The 21,388-nt window shown below is 61.3% G+C and carries 15 protein-coding genes and 1 tRNA gene; 8 read left to right on the top strand and 8 right to left on the bottom strand.

Features of this window, described 5'->3' with window-relative positions; translation table 11 throughout:
- Positions 1 to 17 precede the first annotated feature (17 nt).
- Positions 18 to 926: an NAD(P)-dependent oxidoreductase gene (locus V9L21_RS23330; protein WP_337298860.1), complete on the top strand. Its 909-nt coding sequence runs from the start codon at positions 18 to 20 to the stop codon at positions 924 to 926.
- A 53-nt stretch (positions 927 to 979) separates the two neighbouring features.
- On the opposite strand, the gene V9L21_RS23335 is transcribed toward V9L21_RS23330, so the two are convergent.
- From V9L21_RS23335 to V9L21_RS23345, 3 genes are all read right to left on the bottom strand, one after another.
- Positions 980 to 1,747, bottom strand: coding sequence for a BON domain-containing protein (locus V9L21_RS23335; protein ID WP_337315216.1), 768 nt, complete (start codon positions 1,745 to 1,747; stop codon positions 980 to 982).
- The gene (locus V9L21_RS23340; protein ID WP_337298862.1) at positions 1,744 to 2,388 is read right to left on the bottom strand and encodes an SIS domain-containing protein; all 645 of its coding nucleotides are present in this window, start codon (positions 2,386 to 2,388) and stop codon (positions 1,744 to 1,746) included. The genes V9L21_RS23335 and V9L21_RS23340 overlap by 4 nt, the downstream gene beginning before the upstream one ends.
- A gap of 91 nt (positions 2,389 to 2,479) precedes the next feature.
- Entirely contained in the window at positions 2,480 to 2,845 is a 366-nt protein-coding gene (locus V9L21_RS23345; protein ID WP_258502590.1) for a YraN family protein, read from the bottom strand.
- A gap of 45 nt (positions 2,846 to 2,890) precedes the next feature.
- On the opposite strand from V9L21_RS23345, the gene rsmI reads away from it, so the two are divergent.
- Complete coding sequence (rsmI, locus tag V9L21_RS23350) at positions 2,891 to 3,853, top strand: 16S rRNA (cytidine(1402)-2'-O)-methyltransferase (RefSeq protein ID WP_337315217.1); 963 nt, start codon at positions 2,891 to 2,893, stop codon at positions 3,851 to 3,853.
- Between the two features lie 2 nt (positions 3,854 to 3,855).
- Here rsmI and V9L21_RS23355 read toward each other — a convergent pair whose 3' ends face one another.
- Together V9L21_RS23355 and V9L21_RS23360 are read right to left on the bottom strand one after the other, a co-directional pair.
- The gene (locus V9L21_RS23355; RefSeq protein ID WP_337315218.1) at positions 3,856 to 4,584 is read right to left on the bottom strand and encodes a glutathione S-transferase; all 729 of its coding nucleotides are present in this window, start codon (positions 4,582 to 4,584) and stop codon (positions 3,856 to 3,858) included.
- A 54-nt stretch (positions 4,585 to 4,638) separates the two neighbouring features.
- Complete coding sequence (locus V9L21_RS23360) at positions 4,639 to 5,271, bottom strand: FMN-dependent NADH-azoreductase (protein ID WP_337315219.1); 633 nt, start codon at positions 5,269 to 5,271, stop codon at positions 4,639 to 4,641.
- A 111-nt stretch (positions 5,272 to 5,382) separates the two neighbouring features.
- On the opposite strand from V9L21_RS23360, the gene V9L21_RS23365 reads away from it, so the two are divergent.
- A complete protein-coding gene (locus tag V9L21_RS23365; RefSeq protein ID WP_337315220.1) occupies positions 5,383 to 6,270 on the top strand; it encodes a LysR family transcriptional regulator in 888 nt (295 codons plus the stop codon).
- Positions 6,271 to 6,302: 32 nt separating this feature from the next.
- Here the strand turns inward: V9L21_RS23365 and V9L21_RS23370 are convergent, their stop codons facing one another.
- Positions 6,303 to 6,977 (bottom strand): hypothetical protein, encoded by a 675-nt coding sequence (locus tag V9L21_RS23370; protein ID WP_337315221.1) that lies wholly within the window; start codon positions 6,975 to 6,977, stop codon positions 6,303 to 6,305.
- Positions 6,978 to 7,197: 220 nt separating this feature from the next.
- On the opposite strand from V9L21_RS23370, the gene V9L21_RS23375 reads away from it, so the two are divergent.
- The 4 genes from V9L21_RS23375 to V9L21_RS23390 all read left to right on the top strand — a co-directional run bounded on the left by V9L21_RS23375 (position 7,198) and on the right by V9L21_RS23390 (position 18,808).
- Positions 7,198 to 7,440, top strand: a complete 243-nt coding sequence (locus V9L21_RS23375) for a helix-turn-helix domain-containing protein (RefSeq protein ID WP_337315222.1) — start codon at positions 7,198 to 7,200, stop codon at positions 7,438 to 7,440.
- 410 nt (positions 7,441 to 7,850) lie between these two features.
- Positions 7,851 to 11,183, top strand: coding sequence for a hypothetical protein (locus V9L21_RS23380; RefSeq protein WP_337315223.1), 3,333 nt, complete (start codon positions 7,851 to 7,853; stop codon positions 11,181 to 11,183).
- Between the two features lie 1,251 nt (positions 11,184 to 12,434).
- Positions 12,435 to 17,279, top strand: coding sequence for an ATP-binding protein (locus tag V9L21_RS23385; RefSeq protein WP_337315224.1), 4,845 nt, complete (start codon positions 12,435 to 12,437; stop codon positions 17,277 to 17,279).
- A complete protein-coding gene (locus V9L21_RS23390; protein WP_337315225.1) occupies positions 17,276 to 18,808 on the top strand; it encodes a hypothetical protein in 1,533 nt (510 codons plus the stop codon). Before V9L21_RS23385 ends, V9L21_RS23390 begins: the two co-directional genes overlap by 4 nt.
- 317 nt (positions 18,809 to 19,125) lie before the next feature.
- On the opposite strand, the gene V9L21_RS23395 is transcribed toward V9L21_RS23390, so the two are convergent.
- Together V9L21_RS23395 and V9L21_RS23400 are read right to left on the bottom strand one after the other, a co-directional pair.
- Positions 19,126 to 19,200, bottom strand: a tRNA-Arg gene (locus V9L21_RS23395).
- Positions 19,201 to 19,243: 43 nt separating this feature from the next.
- Positions 19,244 to 19,912, bottom strand: coding sequence for a TetR family transcriptional regulator (locus V9L21_RS23400; RefSeq protein WP_443305476.1), 669 nt, complete (start codon positions 19,910 to 19,912; stop codon positions 19,244 to 19,246).
- Between the two features lie 178 nt (positions 19,913 to 20,090).
- On the opposite strand from V9L21_RS23400, the gene V9L21_RS23405 reads away from it, so the two are divergent.
- Positions 20,091 to 21,380, top strand: a complete 1,290-nt coding sequence (locus tag V9L21_RS23405; RefSeq protein WP_337315227.1) for an efflux RND transporter periplasmic adaptor subunit — start codon at positions 20,091 to 20,093, stop codon at positions 21,378 to 21,380.
- Positions 21,381 to 21,388 lie beyond the last annotated feature (8 nt).

The following is a 21,388-nucleotide window of genomic DNA, read 5'->3' on the forward strand; positions in this document are numbered from 1 at the left end:
GGCTTAAGCTCTCGCCCATGAGCAGCATCAACACCCGAACCTACGAATCCACCCCCGCGCAGACGGTGGCCTTTCTGGGCCTTGGCGTCATGGGCGGGCCGATGGCCGGCCACCTGGCCAAGGCCGGACACAACGTTACGGTCTACAACCGCACACCGGCCAAGGCCGAGGCCTGGGTTGCCGAATTCGGCCCGCCGGGCCGCTACGCCGCCACGCCGCGCGACGCCGCCGCCGGCGCCGACATCGTGTTCAGCTGCGTGGGCAACGACGACGACCTGCGCTCCGTGGTGCTGGGCCCCAACGGCGCCTTTGCGAGCATGAAAAAAGGCGCCGTGTTCGTCGACCACACCACCGCTTCGGCCGACGTGGCGCGCGAACTCTCGAGCGCGGCACAGGCGCTGGGCCTGCATTTCATCGACGCACCGGTTTCCGGCGGCCAGGCCGGCGCGCAGAACGGCGCGCTCACCGTGATGTGCGGCGGCGAGAAGGCAAGCTTTGAGCGCGTGAAGCCGGTGATCAACGCCTTTGCGCGCGCAGTTACCCTGCTGGGCGCCAGCGGTGCCGGCCAGCTGGCAAAAATGGTCAACCAGATCGCCATTGCCGGCCTGGTGCAGGGCCTCTCCGAAGCCATTGCCTTCGGCCAGCGCGCCGGCCTCGACATGAAGGCGGTGCTCGAAGTCATCGGTAAAGGCGCAGCGCAAAGCTGGCAGATGGACAACCGCGGCAAGACCATGATCGAAGGCAAGTTCGACTACGGCTTTGCGGTCGACTGGATGCGCAAAGACCTAGGCCTGGTGCTCGACGAGGCCAAGCGCAACGGCTCGCGCGTGCCGGTAACCGCGCTGGTCGACCAGTTTTATGCCGACGTGCAGCAGGCCGGCGGCAGCCGCTGGGACACGTCGAGCCTGATCATCCGGCTCAAATGAAAAAAGCCCGCGCAAGCGGGCTTTTTTTCTGCCTGGCTGGTGCTGGCCAGAGATCAGCGCACAGGCGAGGTGGTCACGCTGCCCGGCTGGCCGGCCGGCGGCAGCGGCTCCATCGGCGGCAGCGGCACGCGCGACGATGAAGAAGAAGGCGCCGGAGCCACAGAGGTCGGCGCCGGCGCGGGAGCAGCGCCCGTGCCGCCGCGCTGGGCCTGGTTGGCCAGCTCGGCCTCGCTCACGATCTCGACCACGCGCACCACCTTTTGCACGCCCGAGATGCCGCGCGCAATTTCGGTTGCGCGGTCGGTCTCGCGGCGCGTGGCAATGCCCATCAGGTAGACCACGCCGCGCTCGGTCACCACCTTGAACGAATTCGCGAAGATGTCCTTGGCATCGAGCAGCGAGGCCTTGATCTTGCCGCTGATGAACACGTCGTTCGAACGGTCCTGGAAGGTGCTGGGCTGGCCGATGGTGAGCTCGTTGACCACCGAGCGCACGTTGTCCACGCGCTGCACCACCTCTTCGACGCGGCGGCGGTCGGCCTCGTTGCCCACGGCGCCGGTCAGCAGCACCTGGCGGTTGTAGCTGGTCACGCTCACGTACATGTTGTCGTTGGCAATCTCGCGCACGCGGGCGGCCGCGCGCAGCTCGATGCCCTGGTCGTCCAGCTGGGCGCCGGAGCTGCGGCGGTCGGTCGCCACCATGCCCACGCCCATTGCGGCCGCGCCGCCCACCACAAGCGGCACGCAGCCGGAAAGCCCGGCAACCAGCACGGCTCCCGAGGCGAATGCAATGGCGAGGCGTTGGAATGGTGTCGTCGTCATGTGGAAGCTTCCTGTTCTCCGAGTAGCTGGGCATCCACGCCGTCGCACAGGCAATGCAGTGCGAGCAGGTGGACTTCGTGGATGCGTGCCGCACGCTCGTGCGACACACCAATCTGAACATCAGTTTCGCGCAGCGCGCGCCCAATGGCGCCGCCGGTTCCGGTGCTGCCCGCGGCAGGCGAGGCCGGCTGGCCGATGCTGGCATTGCCGAGCAGGGCCACAACAGTCATGTCGCGCTCATGCGCGGCCAGCACCGCGGCAAGCACCGCGGCCGATTGCCCGCTGGCGCTGATTGCAAGCAGCACGTCGCCGGCTTGGCCGAGCGCGCGCACCTGGCGGGCAAAGCGGTCGGCGTCTATAGCGTTGGCGCTGTCGGCCAAGGGGTCGGTGCTGTCGCCGGGCAGCGCAATGGCGCCCAGCTCGGGCCGTTCGCGCTCGAAGCGGCCGACGAACTGCGCCGCGAACTGCGCGGCAAGCAGGCCCGACACGCCCGCACCGCAGGCCAGCACCTTGCCGCCGCTCGTCACGCACGCCAGGATGGCCTGCATGGCTTGCGATATGGGTTTGCTGAGGACTGGGCCGGCCTGGTATTTAAGGTCGGCGCTATCGATGAAATGTTGCTGAATCCGTTGCTCGAGCATGGGGCGGGATGATACCGGGGGGCAATGAAACAAGACGTTTGCGGTGTGGAGCCTTCGGCGCGCGCCGAGTTCCCGCGCCGCCGCCAAGACGCTAGCCAGCGTCGAACGCCCCCTTCAGCCAGGTGATGCGCTCTTCGACCAGCACCACATCGAAGCGGCACGGCGGCAGCGTGCGCAGCCCGTTCAGGTAATGCCGCGCCGCAAAGACGATGCGCCGCTGCTTCACGCCCGTGATGCTGCCGCCGGCCCCGCCATGCGAGGCCGTGCTGCGCTGGCGAACCTCGACGAACACCAGCGTTCCGTCGCGCGGATCGCGCATGATCAGGTCGATCTCGCCGCCGCCGCGCCCGGGCGTTCGATAATTGCGGGCAACCAGCGCGAGGCCGGCGTTCTGAAGATGGTCGAGCGCGGCGTCTTCCGCCGCATCGCCCCGATGCTTCGTCGTGATGGTTTTCATGCTTGCTCCCTGCCGGCTTTCTTTTTGTTTCTTCGGAGAAACCCATTGGCTTCACTCGCACCCGCATCTTTCGGCGCCGCCCTTGCGGCCGCGCACGACGCTTCGGGTGCGCAGCATTATCCGCAGGGCACGCTCTACGTCGTGGCCACGCCCATCGGCAACCTGGCCGACATCACCCTGCGGGCGCTGCATGTGCTGCAGCTTGTCGACGCCGTTGCCTGCGAGGACACGCGCCACACCCAAAGCCTGCTGCGCGCCTACGGCATCGACCGGCCCAATGCCCAGCTGCTGGCCGTGCACCAGCACAACGAGGCCGAGGCGGCCCAGGCCGTGGCCGCGCGGCTCGCCCAGGGTGAGCGCATTGCCTACGTAAGCGACGCCGGCACCCCCGGCGTGAGCGACCCCGGCGCGCGGCTGGTGGCGGCCGTGCGCGCGGCCGGCCAGCGCGTGCTGCCGCTGCCGGGTGCCAGCAGCGTGACCACGCTCATCGGTGCAGCCGGGCTGGTGGCCGACGGCGGCGACGGCAACGCCAGCAGCGCCTTCGTGTTCGCGGGCTTCCTGCCGAGCAAGGCAGGCGAGCGCGACACCGCCGTGCAGGCGCTTGCGCAAGAGCCCCGCGCCGTGGTGCTGCTCGAGGCGCCGCACCGCATCGAAACCCTGGCCCGCGCACTCGCGGTGCTGGGCGAGCGGCCCATTACCGTGGGGCGCGAGCTCACCAAGCAATTCGAAGAAATAGCGACCGTGCCGGCCAATGCCCTGCCCGACTGGTTTGCGGCCGGCCGCGACCGCACGCGCGGCGAGTTTGCGCTGGTGCTGCACCCCATGGCAGTGGCCGGCGACGACGGCGCCGAGGGAGAGCGCGTGCTGCGGCTATTGCTGGCCGAGCTGCCGGTGAAAACCGCCGTGCGCCTGGCGGCCGAGATCAGCGGCGCGCCGCGCAATGCGCTGTATGAAACGGCGCTGCGCATCCGCAACGATGGCGGCTCGGCGGACGACGACGCCGAATAGCCTCAGCCATCCAGCTCCGCATAGCGCCTGAAGATCCCGTCTTCATTGAACGCGATGCGGCGCGGGCTCTGCAGGTAGTCGTGCACGCGCTGGCGGCGCTTGACGTTGTCGTGCAGCTTCTCGACCCGGGGCGTGTCGGCCAGCGCCCGTGCGGCGGCCTTCGGGAACGCATAGCGCAGGCCGTCCACCAGCTGGAATAGCGACAGATCGGCGTAGGTGAGCACGTCGCCCACCAGGTGCGAAGACCCCGCGGGGTTGCGCTGCAGCACCCGTTCGAACCAGTTCAAGAACTTTGGAATGCGCTCTTCGCGGAAGGCGCGCGCCCGCTGCACGGCCGCGTCGCGCTGGTCTTCGTAGTAGGCGCCGGTGGAAATGGGGTGGTGCGTGTCGTGCGCCTCGGCCACCACGTCGGCAATGGTGAGTTGCAGCTGATGCGTCCACAGGCCGTCCGATTCGCCCACGCCCGCGAGCCCCAGCCTTGGCCCGAGGTACAGCAGGATGGCCGCGGTCTGCCCTACGACGATGTCGCCGTCGATGAGAAAGGGCGGCGCGAAGGCCGGGCGCACGATCTCCGGGTCATCGAGCCGCTCGCCCAATGCAGATTCGCCGCCGCCCTTCGACTCAGGCAGCCGCGCCACGTCGACATAGTCTGCACCGGCCGCCTCGAGCGCGAGCCGCACGAATTCGCCTCGGCCCTGGATGGTGGGCCAGTAGTGAAGTTGGTAGGTCATGCGGCCATGGTGTCAGGGTCTGCGCGGCCCTGCAACCGCCCTGCTCTTAGCCCCTTAGAGCCCCTCGGCAAGCTCTGTGGCCCTGCGCTTTGCATCGGCTCTTGCACCGGCATCGACCTCGGGCTCCATCAGCGTTTTTTCGACGACCACGGAGCGCACTTCGCGCACGCCGATAAAGCGCAGCCACGTTTCGATGTACGGCAGCTGAAAGTCGAGTTCATGCGCGGAGCCGTTTTTGCCGAGCGGATAGTCGAGCCCCCGCGCGCAGACCACCGTTGCCATGCGCGTCTGCAGCATGCCCGAGAGGCCCGATGCGTCGAAGCGGAACAGCACATCTTTGTGCGAGACCACGTCGATCAGGTGCTTTAGCTTGTAGGGAATGCCAAAGTTCCACAGCGGCACGGCAAGCACGATGTGGTCCGCTGCGTAAAAGGGCGCGGCAACGCGCCGCACCTCGTCCCACGCCGTTTGCTGCGCGGCGGTGAGCGGCACGCCATTGATGCCGGCGTACTTGGCGTCGAGCATGTCTTGCGACAGCTCGGGCAAATCCATCGTCCAGGGGTTCAGCGTGGTCAGGCGGCATTGCGGGTGCATGCGCCGCACCTCGTCGATGAAAGCGCCGGCCACCTCGGTGCTGGCGGAGCGCGTTTTTCTTGGCGAGGTTTCGATGTACAGCAGTTCTTTCATGGCGTGTGCGAGGTGAGTGGTTGTGGTCCGCCGAGGCTAGGCACGCCGAACAAAGCACACAAGCAACATAATTTGCACCCATTCAGAACGAACCGCACTGAAATAGAAGCCATGCTCGACTCTCAACTGCTGCGCGCCTTTGTCTCGGTTGCAGACCACGCCAGCGTGACCCGCGCGGCGGACGCCATGCACCTGACCCAATCGGCCGTGAGCGCGCAGATCAAGCGGCTGGAAGAGCAGCTGGGTTGCCGCGTGTTCGACCGCACCACGCGATCGCTGCAGCTCACCGCGCAAGGCAGCGTGCTGCTGAGTTATGCCAGGAGCATTCTCAGCCTGCAGCAGCAGGCCGTCTCCAGAGTTGCGGCGCCGCGGCATGCGCCGACCACGCTGCGCCTTGGGTGCTCCGAAGGATTTCCGAGCGAATGGCTGTTTGCCGCGCTCGCGAGCTTTCGCAGCCGCAGGCCGAGCGTGCATGTGGAAGTGACCTGCGGCATCAGCACCATGCTTGCCAGGCAGGTGCGCGAACGCTCGCTGGACCTGATGGTCGGCACCGTGTGCGATGCCGGGAGCGACACCGAAACCCTCTGGATGGAACCGCTGGTCTGGGCCTTTTCAGAAAAGTCGCTGCTCGACCCCGAGGGGCCGATTCCGCTCGCCTTTCTTTCGGAGCCCTGCCCTTTTCGCGAAGCCGCGCTGGCATCGCTGGCGGGCCATGGCGCGACCAACTGGCAGATTGTGCTGACTGCGCAGGGCTCGAGCGCGTTGACGGCAGCGGCCGTTACCGGCCTGGCCATCACGGTGCTGACGCCGTCGGGCATGTCGCCGGGGCTGAAGGCCATTCCGGCGGGGAGCTTTTTGCCGGTGCTGCCGCCGGCGCGGTTTGTGATTCAGCGCGGTGGGAGCGGCACGGCGCCTGAGGCGCTTTCGGCGCTGGTTGATGAGGTGCGGGAGGCCTGCTTTCGGTGGAGAGGGTCGCGTGCGGGAGCGACAGGGATATAGCGCTGTGCGAGCGGCGCTGCATTGTTGACAACTTACCGGCTCGGCTTTCGATCATCCTGCGCGCGAATCCGCTGGCCGTGCTCGACTCCTACTTCGTAGATGCTGGCCAATTCGCAACCCCGCCAGACGTCCAAGCCTTCCAAGGCATTGGTGATGTCAATCTTCGCGAGCCAGAAGAACCCTAGGACTACACCTTGTGCGAATGCCGAGATCAGCGGCTCCGCGTGCTCGGCGCTCCTCAAGCTGCCGCGAATCAGTTGACCGCCAAGCTCCATGAGCTTCAGCGTGTGGGTAGATGCGGTTGCAGAGCTTTCCTTCGGCACCCACAGACACCAAAGCCTCGAGCCGAGGGTCCAGATCGTAGGGCGCGGAACCTCGTCGAGCCGCGCCTCTTCGATCACGATCTGCCTTGCGCGGATTGCACCGAAGCTGCGATGGTCCCGGCCATAGAAGAATTCAGCGAACTCATCGGCCTTCTTCTCTGCTGCCCGCTTGCTCCGCGCCGTCTTCTCCCTCGCCCGGAGGTGGGAGACATGCTCGACGAGAAGGCCCAGCTCGTCGCCCGACATCTGGCGACGGAATGCCGTGCAGCGGTCATACCAGCCCGCCAATTGCGCCAAGGTCTGGCATTCCGTGTAAGCCCTGTCGGAGGTTGTATCTGGAGAGAAGCAAGCAAGCCGCTTGAGCAAGCCTTCAGGCCGCTTCATGGCGACGGCCTTCCGATCCCCTTCGCTGCTCCATCGACTTCGCCGTTCGCACTGCAGGCTGTCAGCACAAAGGCTGCGCCTGCGAGAAACATCCCGCTTGTCATTTCGATCCAATCCCTGGTTGATTTTTTTACATCGCTCGGTCTTCGCCGACGCATGCTGGATCGTATCTCGAAAAGTCGCGTTACGACTATTCCGTATCGGACTAGACGATGAACGCATGTCCGTTTCCCTTTATCACTCCGAATACGAGGCGCTGCGCAACCTGATGCGCGACGTTCGGGTGAAGGCTGGCCTGACGCAGGTGCAAATGGCAGAGGCTCTGGGCGTGGGGCAGTCCTACGTTTCGAAGCTTGAACGTGGCGAGAACTTCGTCGACGTGCTGCTGTTTGCGCGGTGGTGCTCGGCCTGCGGGGTTAAGCCGGGCAAGACGTTGGACAAGTTAGTAGGGGCGCAGATCTAGCGGGCCAACGATTCGATCGCGAGCAGTACGGCGGTTATTAGTAAGAAGTTCCGCCACTTCGCTTCTTCTGTTGTGGCCACGGTGGGGTAGTGACTCGTAGGCAGCGGAAGCGGACCATCGCCGCTCGAGGCTAGACTCCGCCTGCGGCCGATATCGGTCATCCGAACGAGCCCTTTACTTTGCATGCCAGGATGTCATTGAATACACCATCATCGTATCGCTTGATTTCAACTCGGCTACTGGTGGAACAGCTCGAACCGTTGGCACAGTTCTACAAGATAGATAGAACCGGGAGCCTGGCTGCCTTCTCTTGACAGTTGTCTCACTTCAAGGTGTTGTGCCGCTCAAAACAAGGTGGGCGGCACGATGCCACGGGAAAAAACATTCGACGGCGGGAGGCGCGACTTGTGTTGGCACGTTTACTGGCAATCTTTCCCGGTTGGCTTACAGGCCGTATCGGTCCAAGGGCTCGACAAGAGGTTCGTACTTGGACCAAGAACAACGCCACCTTAAGAACGCTACAGTACGGGCGGTTTCGTCGCTTTCTCATCTGGAGCACTGATCACCCGGTTGTATTTGCGACATTAAGCGGCTTGGCTGCCGCGGGCATCGCCTACCTAACGGCAATGCAGGGATGGGCCGCGCCCTGGAACCTTCACCCACCGAAGTTGAAGGCCGACTTCGACATTGCCGCTTACACCGGCGTGCCATGGGGCGTCCAAGCCACGCTTGTGGCGTTGGTCTATCCCATAGTGCTGTCCTTCATCGCTTTACTGCTTCAACGCAAAGCTCATTCCACAGTGGCCTTGCGGGTCTATGTCTTGGATTCGGCCGTGGTCCCAGCGGGCGCTAGCTCGATCGGACTCCTTGTGGCCATGGGGGTCCAGTACTTCGCAACGCCATACAGCACGCCAGAATTCCTCGAAGAGTACATGGCACCGTTATTGGCATTGGACGGAGCTTGGCTGCTTATCAATCTTTTGCTAACGGGCTTTTTTCTTAGTCGAACAATCCGGTTCATTCAGGAAGAAGAGCAGCGACATGCTTTCACGCGGATTGCAGTCGACGTAGCGCTGCGAAGCGAATTGACGTCGTCGGTGAAGCAGCACATCTTCGTCAGTGCCGCACAGTCAGACTGGCGATTCCCGGAAATCAGCGCCGATGATGAATTGGCCCCTCAGGTGCACATGTTTGCACTCCGATCGGGAAGCCCGGAAGTGAAGCGCGATCTGAAGGGGAGCTTGGTTCTTCACGATGTACATCTTCGACTACTGCATCTCGTCGCCGTTTCTTGGCGCAGGCGGGCGGTCAAGTGGGCATCTGCGGCTAAGGGCAAGGCGCCAACTCTCTTCTTCCCCCCGAGGGTCGGCGCGGCCGTTTCCGGCGAAACCATCCTATGTACGATTGAAGATGGCCCACCTCTGCGTCGCTTGGAACGACTACTTGTACGAGCAGCCTTTGCTTACCGACCCGCTAGGCGAGGCACGCTCTCTCTCTCCTCGCGGAAAATGCTTGAAGAGATCGGCGGCGAAGTTGAGGCTGCGGCGGAGCAGCAGCGTTTCGGGGCCGCAGAGGAGCGCCTTCGTGACGTGCTCCGTCTTCACAAGACGCTGCTGCAAGCAAGTGCTGCTGACGCTGAAAGCGTCTCGGGCAATGCGGCCACCATCGGCACCTCACCCTATTCTTGGGGAGACAGCAGTTTTGACATGGAATGGCTAAGGCCTTACCGAGACATTGGACGCATCGCGGTCAACCGACTCGACGAGGACGGGAGGCTGTTTAGAACCCTTGCCGCGGTCCCTGCAAGCATTGCGAGGGACTTGCCCTCTCGGCCTCAAAAACTCCTCATAGACGCTCAACTCGTCGGAACAAACCTAGCGTATCAACTTGCCGGTTGGTGGACTCGTAAGGCCGACGCCAGCCTGGCCCCAGGGGCAACTTTCAGCGGCCGATTGCCAGCGCCGTTGGACCAGGCGTACGAGCAGGCTGTGATCGCTTTTATCGGGAGTTGGGGAGGGTTCCGCGTCGAGGTCCCGAAGGCTGGCAAGCTTAACGATTCACAAATGTGGGAGGCCATCACAGGGCGTGCCGTTGTTTACGCCAAGCACATTGAGAGCTCTGCTCAACTTTTTATGAAGGCGGTGTCTCGAGGAGACGACACGGGGTCCGTCTGGCTGCTCGACAGCCTGCTCAAGTGGTGGGGAAATCGCAAGTACGAACTCAAATGCGCCGGTGTCGAAAAAGAATTTAGGGTTCGTCATGTCACCATGACCTTAGCGGATAAGAACTGGGCTGCGGCTCAGGAATTTCTATGGGATGGGTCCGAACCCGTAACCATCGTTTTCGCAGAAATGGCGCTAAGCCTTGCGATTTGCAGGTACTGGGAAAGCATGCGTCTTTTCATGGTGCTGCTGCTCATTCAAAACGCAGGATCAAAGCCCACTGCAGAAAGCCGTGAACTCCGCTACGCTGCCGCGCTAATTCAAGGCGCTGCACTTCGGGACGGTGGAACCGTCGACGCTCGTCCACTCGCCACCATTGATGCCGTCTTGAGAAGCGTCCTCGAGAATGTCTTTGGGATCGAAACCGTCGTTAGGCGAATCGACGAATTCGCGGAAAGACTCCATCAGGACAGGGATGCACCGGTGGTCTCAGGTTGGATATATAGCTGGTCGGGCACGCCCATGGATTTCGAGTCAATGAAGCGCGCCCAGGGAGTGCTGCTTGTATCACTCGCAAGCACGCGGAGGAACATTGTTCTCTATGGTAAGAAACTAATACAGCGATGGTGGAAGGACGTCGACAAGCTTGAGCAGGTTCAGAAGTTCTGCGTTGATCTGCGGGAGGACATACGATCTGAATCATTCAGCGACATGCAAGCCACAGTTTCTTGCCTCATTGGCTTGCTGGCCAAGTCGCACCGACCTCGCTTCGGCCGGTTGGCCGTGGTAGCTGCGCTCAGACAGTTAGAGGCAGTTTCTCAAACTGAGCGCAGGATCACGCTCAGGGCGCTCGCTGTCGACGCCAAGAAGGTGCGAGGGCTCTCGGATCGAATTGCTGCTCACGCTCTCGACAGAACGAAGATTTCTCCACCTATCGGCGCGCTGAATTTCATGCCGGGACTTTCCATGCCCACCATGAAGGAAAGCTTCCGTGACGCCAAAAAGCGCTATGTTGAGAACATCGACCTGGGCTCGGATACCGGATTGGCCGAGTTGATGGGCGAGAGAGTTCGCGCGGTTCTTATCGCGCGGAGTTTCGAAAAGGTGGTCAGAGATGCCGGATTGCGGCCGGTAAATGAGCCGAGCCTTCGTGATGAATACGATGCATCCCACGCAGACATGCAAGCCTATCTCTTGGCGATTGCGTCGCAGTGCTCCGCACTTAAATCGAGCGGTGCCGAGCCCGTCGTGGTGGTCGGTCGCTCGGAGGCAGCGGCATTGCTACATGAATATCGATGGGGAAATGAACACTGGAGGTGCCCGCTTCCTATGGGTGTCATTGTCACGACTGGGAACGTAAACCTAGGGAATTCGATCGCGCTCATCAACGGAGTTCCTGTATACGAGCTTGAAACCCCCCATGGCGACTGCTTCGTTTTGCCCGCTGTAATGCTTAGAACCTTGGCGCTCGCCGGCTCGGGAACCGACAGCGCTTTGTCTATTGATTGGCACCCCGATGGCGACGATCGCTTGATATTCGATTTGAGCTGGCAGGGCGGCTTCCTCCCGGGGGCAGACTAACGTCTGCTTTCGAGTTCCTCCAGTGACTCTGATTGGCTCTTTGCCCCCGTTCACTCAGCCGTCGCGGATATCCGCTTCGCAGCGATAGTGGTCGTCTGACCGCCTGAGTCCTCCGACTGCTTTGCGGTGCATGGCGATGCTCGGCGCAACCTCGGGTGGTCGTGTGCGACAGCCGCCCGATACAGTGGCGCAAAAGCGTCTGAGCAGCATGTCATGCTGTGTCGCTGGTGCGGCTGGAACTTGGTTCTGTTCCACTTTCGTTCTCCTTGCTTTTCGATCCAACAACGCAGAGGCTAGAGTCAGGCAAACCAGCGGCCGGGTCACCGGAGGGGAACGGACAAACCGCCAACCCGAACTCGCGCCCGGCTAGGACCAACGCTGACTGCTGCAATGAGCTGGGTGCATGAACTGTGCAGCGGCCCGGCACAGAAAAAGACCTTTCGACGGCATCCATCCTGACAGCAAAAAAATCTTGCGAAAGGTAGTGCCAAGTGCTACACATAGGAGCAGAACAGCGTGTATGTCTATAGGAGCCGATAGTTCAGTCGTTGAGCTTGCATGAAGATTTGATGACCGCAGGCCTCTGCAAAATGGTGCAAAGATGGCCGCCGGTCTCTGCGACGTTGACTTGGGCGGAGGCCTTTCGAAGAGGCAAATTGACTGGTCAGGACAAGGCAATAGCAGTGGATTTCCAATACTGGTCGCGAAGAACTGAGTCGCTGGTTTTTTTGGCTTTCCTAAGGACGAAGGCAGCGATATCGAAAGGACGAAGAGGGGGCTCTAAAAAGCTGGCTACGCATCTACTCTTGTTCACAACAACGGCGATCGGCGAGGCGCTTGTCGCGGGTGCGTTGGGATGTGAAGTGTCAAGAGGACGAGTAGATCAATAATCTTGGATACTGTGCGTGTGACGGCGTATGGCCTGTGCCAAGCGTGCGTGATGGATCAGGTTACGCTTCGAGAATTCGACCGGCTGTGTCGTCCTTCCGTCGATCCTCTGGCGCCGGCTTAGATCAAGGGCATTCGGAAAAAATCGAGAGTGAGCCAAGCTGTCTTTGCCGCGCTGTTGAACATCAGCGTGTCAACGGTACAGAGTGGGAGATTGGTCAAAGGAAGCCAATGGTACTGCGCTCAAGCTGCTGCATCTCGTGAGAACGCGCGGCATCGAGGTAGTTGCTTAAAGTTCCTAGGGAGAACTAAGAGATGTCGCTGTCTTCGCCGGTAGCCGGTGGGCGGGCTACCCAGGCCGGAATGAGCTTCCAAGCCGGTGTGAGCGCGTGGTTCGCCGCCCATCTTTTAAGTCGGGTGGCAATTGGTACTCGCTTCGGGCAGGGAAGAGGCGCTGTCGCGGAACGCCTCCAGTTCGAGACGGGGCGAAATCTCGATGACATTGAGGTTCATCTGTCTGACGGGAGTCTGGTCAGCGTTCAGTGCAAGACCAATGTGGCGCTGTCCAGTGCGGACGGCTCCGACTTGGCGTCGGTGGTCAAACAGCTGATAAGTCTGTATCGGACCGTTTCGACGACGGGGGAGGTCGCCACCGGGGTCTTGGCCGTCTCAGTGGGTGCGCCCGCTTCGCTGGATGACCTAAACCGAGCCTGTCGAATGTTCGATTTCGGAGGCGCATGGGCAGAGGTCTATGTCCGAGTCAATAAAAGTGAGCGGGGTGCGCTCGACATCTTTCGCCACCACATAGCACGCTTGTGGGCCAATGCATCGAACGATCCTTGCCCTGACGCAGCACTGGCAGATATGGCGCGCCTGTTCCGCTTGGTGCGATTTGATATCGACCCAGGAGGCGCGGATTGGCGCGAGGCGGCAGCGACGCTGCAAAACGGGCTTTTCGGAGACTCGGCAACGAGCGAGACCGCAATGGCCGAGCTTCAGCGTGTCGCCCAAGAGCTGATCCGCAAGGGGGCGCCATCCGACAGAGACGGCTGGCTGCGCTCCATTCGTAAGGCAGGTATCCACGACCGCCGCGCGCCTGGGTTTGACGCTGACATTGAACAGCTTCGCCAATGGACCTCAGCAGAACTCGACCGGCTGAAGCGACATGCCTTTTTGGCCGGTGATGCGGAGATTCCTCGTCAGTGCCTACCTCCTCTGAGAGAAGCTATCGAGAACGGAAGTCTCTTGGTTGTTGGTGAGCCGGGTGCAGGAAAAACCGGCGTGCTGGTGCGTTACGCGAGGGAGTTGTTTGCCGGCGGAGCACCAATCGTTTTCCTCTCGGTCGATGATCTTTCCGCTACCACTGACGCCTCCGCGCTTCGGCGGGCGCTCGACATCGAGAACGACCTCCTCGATGTACTGGGCGCATGGCCCGGGACTTCTCCGGCAGTCCTGGTCATTGACGCGCTGGACGCATCAAGAGGTGGCGCATCAGAGGCAGTATTTGCAAGACTGATCGAAGGCGTAGTTAAAAAACTTGGCGAGCGGTGGTCTGTTGTTGCCTCGATTCGCACATTTGATCTACGGCACGGAAAGCGACTACGCGCGCTCATGCAGGGAAAGCCGCCCGATGAGAAATACGCCGAGGCCGGCCTTGAGTCTGTTCGTCACTTTTCGATTCCGAGGCTCGTTGACGCCGAGTTGACGTTCATCGGCGAAGCCAATCCGACACTCGGACGATTGCTGTCGGCCGCGCCCACACCCATCCGAAAGCTGTTGGGAAACGTCTTCAATCTGTCGCTCGCGGCCGAGTTGGTGAGTGGGGGTTTGGCGCCAGAGGCGATCCAAGGTCTCACCAGTCAGAGTCAGCTGATATCGCGATATGAGGATGAGCGCCTGAACACTCATCGGCTGCGACGTGTGGCTGCCGAGGTAGTCGGCGAGATGGCCCGCCAAGAGCATCTCGTGGTCAAACAGGACCGCATACTGAACGACGCATTGGACGAAGTGATCGCCACCGGAGTTCTCATTCAGGCGCCGCAGGACCGCGTCTCCTTTGCGCATCACGTTCTGTTCGATCATGCTGTCGGGCGCTTTTATCTAGACCTGGATGACGCGGATGCGCTCACAGCGCAGGTTGCAGGTCAGCCTGCGATCGGCCTGCTGCTAGGTCCGGGCCTACGGTTCGCGATCATGGACAAATGGGAAACAGGCCCCATCGGAAAGGAAGCCGCATGGCAGCTAGCTGCAGGCTTGGCCTCCCACAACGACATGGACCCGGTGCTCGGCAGCATTGCACTACGCACGGTAATCGATAGCGTGCAGACGTTAGACGATGTGCAGCCGCTGTCGGTCCTCGTGAGCCTGCGCGATCGTTGGCCTCAGACGGGATATGTGCTTTCAAGAGCATCGAGGTTTGTGAGAGTGAATCTTCTCTCTCAAGCTGACCCTGGTGCCGCTCCCACGCTCGCATGGGCGGAGGCTGCGCACCGCGCCGCCATGACGGGCGCAACAGAGCACCTTGATGGAGTGCGGATTCTTCTTCTGACGCTGATGGAGAGAGGCAACTTCGAGGATGCGAATTTCGCTACTGCTTTCGGTGCTGCCGCACGCTTGATGCTTGCGACAGTCTGGTCCGATGAGAAGCTTTCGGGGTACTCAAGCACTGCGATTCGCTTTGTAGCGCGCGCATTTGAATCTGATCCTGCCGCATCGGAGCGGCTCTTGCAGCAGGTGATCTCCGAGCCCCACTTCTCCAGCCACGCATCGCAGGAAGCCCCTTGGCTTGCCGAAGGTGCTCGCTACATGCTGAACACCGCCCCAGCGTTTGTGGAACAGATCTATGCGAGTCTGTTTGGTAAGGAGTCCCCCCAACAAGGGGACACCTTTCTCGGCGGTCCGAGCAAAATTCTTCCGCTTCGATCGAATCACAAGCAAGATTATGAACATGCCCGCTGGCACTTGGAGCAGGTACTTCCGAAGTTCCTGCAAGCCTCGCCTACGCACGCCACACGCGCCGTTAGCAGTTGTGTCATAGGGCTTGCAGCTGAAGAACAAGAAGACGGGGCGGAACAACTGACCCACGTACCGGTGCAAGGGGCGGCCACCACGCTTACCATCGTCGACGACAGTTTCTCGCTGGAAGAGTGGCGAGAAGCAGAGGAACACGAGGGAACCGAGAGGAGAGTGCTTACGGCGTTCGTGGATTTCCTGCGATCCTGCTCAGAGGACGACTTCCGTCGTTGCACGGATGCCGCGCTAGGTGCACCTGTTTCCTCGTCGGTGGTCGCGCGCCTATTCGGAGTCGCTGCCGAACGGCCGGGCGTTGCCGACGACAGGCTGTGGCCTGTTGCCACAGACGACGAGGTCATGCTCAGCTGGCGCCTGTCGCGCGACGCCATTGCCTACATTGCTTCCGTGTTACCTATCAGGCCGACGGATCAGCGAGTTGCGTTTGAGCGACGGCTTCTCGAGAGGGTTAGGAGTTCGGATGACGACGTAAGGGAGCAGTGGGAGTACCGCGCTAAGCGCCTCCTTTCCCTAATCGAACCCACCAACCTACTCTCGCCGGAACTGGGGGTATACCAAACCGAACTCTCTGAGCAAGGCGACCTAACAGGCAATCCTGCCTACATATCGATTTCGACTGCCTGGGCAGGCGGTGATGAGGACATCGTTGACACCCTGTTGCACCGTCAGGGCGTAGACACGAACGCTGGCCCGGACGGGACGCTGATGGAATCGGTTCGCCCCCTCAAGGCGTGCCTCAAAGCTAGCGCTGAGAGTCTGGATCGCGCCGGTGTCACAACGATCTGGACGCACATACAGAACGTCGTCGTAGCAATCGACAGGCAAGGCGGCGCCGGGGCAAACCCTGAGACTGGGCGTGCGGCGTGGGGGTACGTAAGTAACGGTGCTGTGCGCATCGCCGAGAGCGATGCGTATAAGCCAGGCGACGAAGGAAATCCAGCGACAGATCAGCTTCTGACCTTGCTAGATCGACTATCGGAGAGTCCATACCCGGAGGCCTCAAGTGAGCACTCGAGAACCATGGCTTGGGGAAATTGGGATGTGCGGGTGTATGCCGCCCAAGGCTACTTGGCGCTTGCACGGAAAGGACAAGATGCCTCCTTTGAACCCAGATTTCGCAGGATGCTTATTGATCCTGTGCCCGCCGTTCGCCATCAAATTAGCTGTGCACTCAATGCTTTGTGGGATGTAGCGAAGCCCACGATGTGGCAACTGATGGAGTTCGTCGCCGAACATGAAACCCATCCCGAAGTGCTTGCGTTCTTTGTTAGCGGCCCAATGAGGAGGACGGTCGGCGCAGCCCCGGATCGCTGCGCCGCTATCGTATCGAAGGTTCTTAGATTGGCAGAAGCGAATGCCGTGATCAAGGAAGGGGGGCGCAGCGAATTGGCCGAGGCCGTCGCGGGGATCGCGGCGCATCTATGGTTGGGCCAAGGTCATGCGACGGCGAAGCAGTGGATAAATGGCTGGGTCGCTAATCTTTCGGTCGGCAGCAGGTTTGTGGGACGGCTTATTTCCGAACTTAGAAGGCCGCTTTTCGTGAAATGGGATGAGAAGATTGAAGCGGGTCGCAGCGCGGCGATTCAGAACAGGTCGAAGGATCTGTTGTCAGTGATCGTAGATGCCCAGATTGCAGACTTGAATGAGGCGAAAGCTCTGTTTCTTCAAGGCGAACAGGAATTGGCGGCGCAACTCTATCGCCGCAGTGGTCAGCAGCTTGAGCATGCGGCGAATCAGCTGTACTTCGGCTCAGGCGCTTCTTCTGCGACGCGCGGAAATTCGAATTTTTCCAACAGCTTGAGCAACAAGCAGCGGAAAGAAGAATTCATTGTCGAGTATGGGGACATCCTACGGATAATCGGTGACACGGGAATCTCTTCGATCGTCTACCACTTGGTCGAGTTGTACGAATTCTTGGCGGAAGCGTCACCGGAGGTTGTGTTCGATCGAATCGCTGAGCTGTTAATCGGTCCAGCATCCCGCGATGGGTATCAGTTCGAGAGCCTCGCCGAAACTGCACTGGTTCGTCTCGTGCAGATGTACTTGGCTGACTATCGATCAGTGTTTGCAGACAACGCTCGACGGGAACAACTCGTAAAAGTTCTCGAACTATTCTCTAGGGCTGGAGCTCCTGAGGCGCTGCGCCTGCTGTATGAACTTCCGGACCTGCTGCGATGAGCGCACTCGCGGAAATACAGCAGGTGGGAAGAGCACTCGCTGAGTGCTTTGGAGCATTCAATCAAACCGAACGGATCCTTCGTGAAGAACTCTCGCGCTCACAACAAGGTGCATCGGCACAAGCGAGCGACATGCTGGAACGAAGAACACGTCGCTTTCTTGTCGACGGCATCTTGAGGGCTCTGGGCTGGAACGTCGCTGACCCGACCGCAGTACGCGAGGAAGCCCGATCATCGTCGGGCACAGGTGATCCGCTCTATTTCGACTATCTTGGACTTTCTAGCGATGCTAGTACGCCAGTCCTGATCGTGGAAGCTAAGGGCGCTGATATTGACGCTCCCCGGCCAAAGAATGGGGGGATACTGAGCGCGGTAGATACGGCAAAGTTCTTGGCGAGGGAAATTGCGATCTCAAAGGGTTCGGACGGTTCATCTCGTATCACTGCTGAATGGCGAAGCTATCTTGGTGACCTTCGGACCTACGTCCAGTCCCTCGATACTATGGGAAGAGCTAGTCTTCGACGGGTTGTCATTACGACCGGAAAATGGCTGGCAATCTTTAGTGATCCCGTTTCAACTTTCGTTGACAACGGAATGCCGGACCCAAACAGCATTTACTTCTTTTCGAGCATCGAGGACGTACAGGCAGAGGTCGAGCAAATCTACTTGTTGCTTCATCGGCAATGCCTGGTGGACGACATCCCGCTCACCACGTCTGTCGCGGATGCTCTTCGTTGGATGCGCAACGACTATGTGAGTGGCTATCTACGTGCTGCAGTGGTCGCCACTACTAGAAGTGGTGCCAAGAGGCGCCCTTACCCCACTCGATCAATCTATCCCGCGCTGGCCATCGAGACCGGAAACCGAGTGTTTATCGTCGCCGACTACGACACACCGGCGATCGAAGAGAAGATGGAAATTGACGACATTGCCTATCTTCTCGATGCTATGCAGGCAAAGGGTACAGCTCTTGAGCAGCGAATGCGCAGCGTGATCGGACCTACAGCGACGCCAAAGTCGTTGGCTGCCTTTATTGGATTGCGCGCATCTGTGGCGAATACGTTGATGCGCGAAAGAGTGACAGTTGAGGCCGGTTCTAGTGTTGCGCTTGCTGGCGGCGACCTCCAAGTGAAACGCCTTGTGAATATCACCGGCGAGGCAGGAGTCGACAGTGAGTTTGTAATCATCACGGGCGAGGCTTGGTTCTATAAGCTCAACGAGCCGATGGGGCCTGAATGCGCATATCACCTGTGGAGAGCAGCCAAGGAAGGCGGCGTGGCCTCCGATCAGGCTCCGATGTCCTACACCCACGACTCTTTCACCCATGACGCCCAGGCCCGCCACTGCGCTCATGGAGATCATCGGGCGGTACGAACTCGTCGCTGCCAGTTGGACACAATCGAGACTCATCTTTGCTGTCGTGCCTGTGTATTCGAGCAAGTGTGTTGGGGCAATGATCGTGCGCCTCTTCCGTGTCCGACGGTCCCGACGAGCACGACAACTGCTGTGATAGTGCAGGCCGCGCCTTAGGGTTAGCAGGCTTAGGCCGACGAGTGGCCCTCAATGACTGCTGGTGCCAGCATTCGTTACTCGCGCGGCGAATGACAGACTGCAGTCAGTCTGAAGCCGACTTTGCGGCGGACCTGATCGCACTGACCAAGACCGCTTGTCAAGATCCTTCGTCATCGTTGCGCCCGCTAAGACGAACTCGATTTTTGTAGCTCGACTGGCGCCCCCAACCACCATTGGATCTTCCGTGAAATTTCGCGGGTCAACCTGGCGATAGAAAGCCCCAGACAAGAAAGCAAAAAGACCGGAAGCCTTTGAAGCTTCCGGTCTTTGATATTTGGTCCCGCCGCCAGGAATCGAACCTGGATCTCAGCCTTCGGAGGGCCGAATTCTATCCGTTGAAATACAGCGAGGAATCTGGGTTCCGGCAGAACCGGAGCCACGCATTATCGCCTATCAGGCGGCGACTTCTTCAGCTTCGTTCTCAACGCCTGGGGTCGAGTTCCGGCCAAAGCCCAGTCCGGCCAGGTAAACGCGAAAGGTGCGCCGGCCGCTTTGCACCAAGTCGAAGGCGGCCGGGTCTAGCAGCCAGTTCTGAATGAGCCCGCTGATGAGCGCATGCAAGCCCTGCGCGGCCACATGGCCGGGCACGGGCAGCTTGATGCTGGCGCGGCGGGCCGCCAGGCGCAGGGCTTTTTCAAAGTCGGCCACGCAGGCGTTGCGCGCGTCCAGGTGCCGCTGCTGCACCGAGGCCATGTCGTGCGTGTATTCGACCTTGTGGGTGGCCACGTCGAACACGCGGCGCACCTGGGGGTCGGTCACCATGAGGTTGAGCGCATGCACCATGCCCTCTTCAATCTCGGCCAGGGGGTCGTCGTTGCCCGCCGCCGCGGCGGCCCGGGGGCCGGCCTCCAGCGGCAGGATGACGCGTTCCATCATGGCGTTGAAGAGGTCGGCCTTGTCCTTGAAGTGCCAATAAATGGCGCCCCGCGTCGCGCCGGCCTGCTGCGCAATTTGCTGCAGCGAGGTCTGCGAAACGCCCTGCGCCTGAAACAGCAGCTCCGCGGCATCGAGCAACCGATGCCGCGTGGCCAATGCTTCTTCCTTCGTACGACGTGCCACCAAGTCTCCTGATTTGTAAACCCAAGCCCTTTCCGCATCGTGGGGCCATTCCATGCTGTCACTATACATCCATGAATGTATGTAAACTATCGGGCTTCCCCGATGGCCCGGCTATTTATGCTGGCTTTCTGTTCGCTTTCTGCGAACGCGCCATCTCCCGTCTTTGCTTCAAAGGATTCGCATGCCTCTCCTGCATGTTTCGCGTCAATCTTCGTTCTCGCCGCGCCTCGCGATCGTGGCCGCCGTTGTGGTGCTGATGCTCGCGGCCTGTTCCAAGGGCGATGCGCCCGCGGGCCAAGGCGGCGCAGCCGGTGGCGGCGCCCGCCCGGCGCCCGAAGTGGGCGTGGTGGTTGCCACGCCGACGGACGTGGGCCTGGTGACCGAGCTGCCGGGCCGGCTAGAAGCCTCGCGCGTGGCGCAGGTTCGCGCCCGCGCATCGGGCATCCTGCTGAAGCGCGAATTTCGCGAAGGCAGCGACGTGAAGGCGGGCCAGCTGCTGTTCCGCATCGACCCGGCGCCGCTGGTGGCGGCATCGCAAAACGCGCAGGCCACGCTGGCGCGCGCCGAAGCCAACGCCGTGCAGGCCAAGGCGCTGGCCGACCGCTATAAGCCGCTGGTCGAGGCCAATGCGGTAAGCAAGCAAGAATATGCAAACGCCGTGGCCTCGCAAAAAACGGCCGAGGCCGACGTGGCCGCGGGCCGCGCAGCGGTGCAAACCGCCAAGATCAACCTCGGCTATGCCGACGTAACCTCGCCCATTGCCGGCCGCATTGGCCGCGCGCTGGTAACCGAGGGCGCACTGGTGGGCCAGGGCGACGCCACCGAGCTGGCCGTGGTGCAGCAGATCAACCCGATGTACGTGAACTTCACGCAATCGGCCTCCGACGTGCTGAAGCTGCGCCGCGCACTGGCCGCCGGCCAGTACAAGCGCGCGAGCGGCGAAGAGGCCGCCAGCGTTACGGTGGTGCTCGAAGACGGCACCGACTACACGCTGCCCGGCAAGCTGCTGTTCTCCGACCTGACGGTCGACCAGGCCACGGGCCAGGTCACGCTGCGCGCCGAGGTGCCCAACCCGAAGGGCGAGCTGTTGCCCGGCCTGTATGTGCGCGTAAAGCTCGAGCAGGCGCAGGCCACCAACGCAATCACCATTCCGCAGCAGGCGGTTACGCGCACGCAGCAGGGCGACACGGTGTCGGTGGTAAGTGCCGACGGCAAGATCAGCCAGCGCACGGTGAAGATCAGCGCCGCCAAGGACAACCAGTGGGTGGTGCTCGACGGCCTGAAGGCGGGCGAACAGGTGATGGTCGACGGCTTCCAGAAGCTGCAGATGATGCCGCCCGGCACGCCGGTGAAGGCGGTGCCTTGGCAAAAGTCCGCGCCTAACGGTGCGGCACAACCGGCAGCGCCGGCGGCGTCTGCCGCGGCGGCGCCAGCCAGCGGTGCGGCGGCTGCGCCGGCCGAGAAGAAGTAATAGCAGGA

This window comes from Variovorax sp. CCNWLW235 (assembly GCF_037204085.1).
GTDB lineage: Bacteria > Pseudomonadota > Gammaproteobacteria > Burkholderiales > Burkholderiaceae_C > Variovorax.

Excerpts from the sequence above, each read along its gene's own strand:
- V9L21_RS23330 (WP_337298860.1), top strand. The coding sequence starts at position 18 with ATGAGCAGCATCAACACCCGAACCTACGAATCCACCCCCGCGCAGACG.
- V9L21_RS23335 (WP_337315216.1), bottom strand. The coding sequence starts at position 1,747 with ATGACGACGACACCATTCCAACGCCTCGCCATTGCATTCGCCTCGGGA.
- V9L21_RS23340 (WP_337298862.1), bottom strand. The coding sequence starts at position 2,388 with ATGCTCGAGCAACGGATTCAGCAACATTTCATCGATAGCGCCGACCTT.
- V9L21_RS23345 (WP_258502590.1), bottom strand. The coding sequence starts at position 2,845 with ATGAAAACCATCACGACGAAGCATCGGGGCGATGCGGCGGAAGACGCC.
- V9L21_RS23355 (WP_337315218.1), bottom strand. The coding sequence starts at position 4,584 with ATGACCTACCAACTTCACTACTGGCCCACCATCCAGGGCCGAGGCGAA.
- V9L21_RS23360 (WP_337315219.1), bottom strand. The coding sequence starts at position 5,271 with ATGAAAGAACTGCTGTACATCGAAACCTCGCCAAGAAAAACGCGCTCC.
- V9L21_RS23365 (WP_337315220.1), top strand. The coding sequence starts at position 5,383 with ATGCTCGACTCTCAACTGCTGCGCGCCTTTGTCTCGGTTGCAGACCAC.
- V9L21_RS23370 (WP_337315221.1), bottom strand. The coding sequence starts at position 6,977 with ATGAAGCGGCCTGAAGGCTTGCTCAAGCGGCTTGCTTGCTTCTCTCCA.
- V9L21_RS23375 (WP_337315222.1), top strand. The coding sequence starts at position 7,198 with ATGTCCGTTTCCCTTTATCACTCCGAATACGAGGCGCTGCGCAACCTG.
- V9L21_RS23385 (WP_337315224.1), top strand. The coding sequence starts at position 12,435 with ATGAGCTTCCAAGCCGGTGTGAGCGCGTGGTTCGCCGCCCATCTTTTA.
- V9L21_RS23390 (WP_337315225.1), top strand. The coding sequence starts at position 17,276 with ATGAGCGCACTCGCGGAAATACAGCAGGTGGGAAGAGCACTCGCTGAG.
- V9L21_RS23405 (WP_337315227.1), top strand. The coding sequence starts at position 20,091 with ATGCCTCTCCTGCATGTTTCGCGTCAATCTTCGTTCTCGCCGCGCCTC.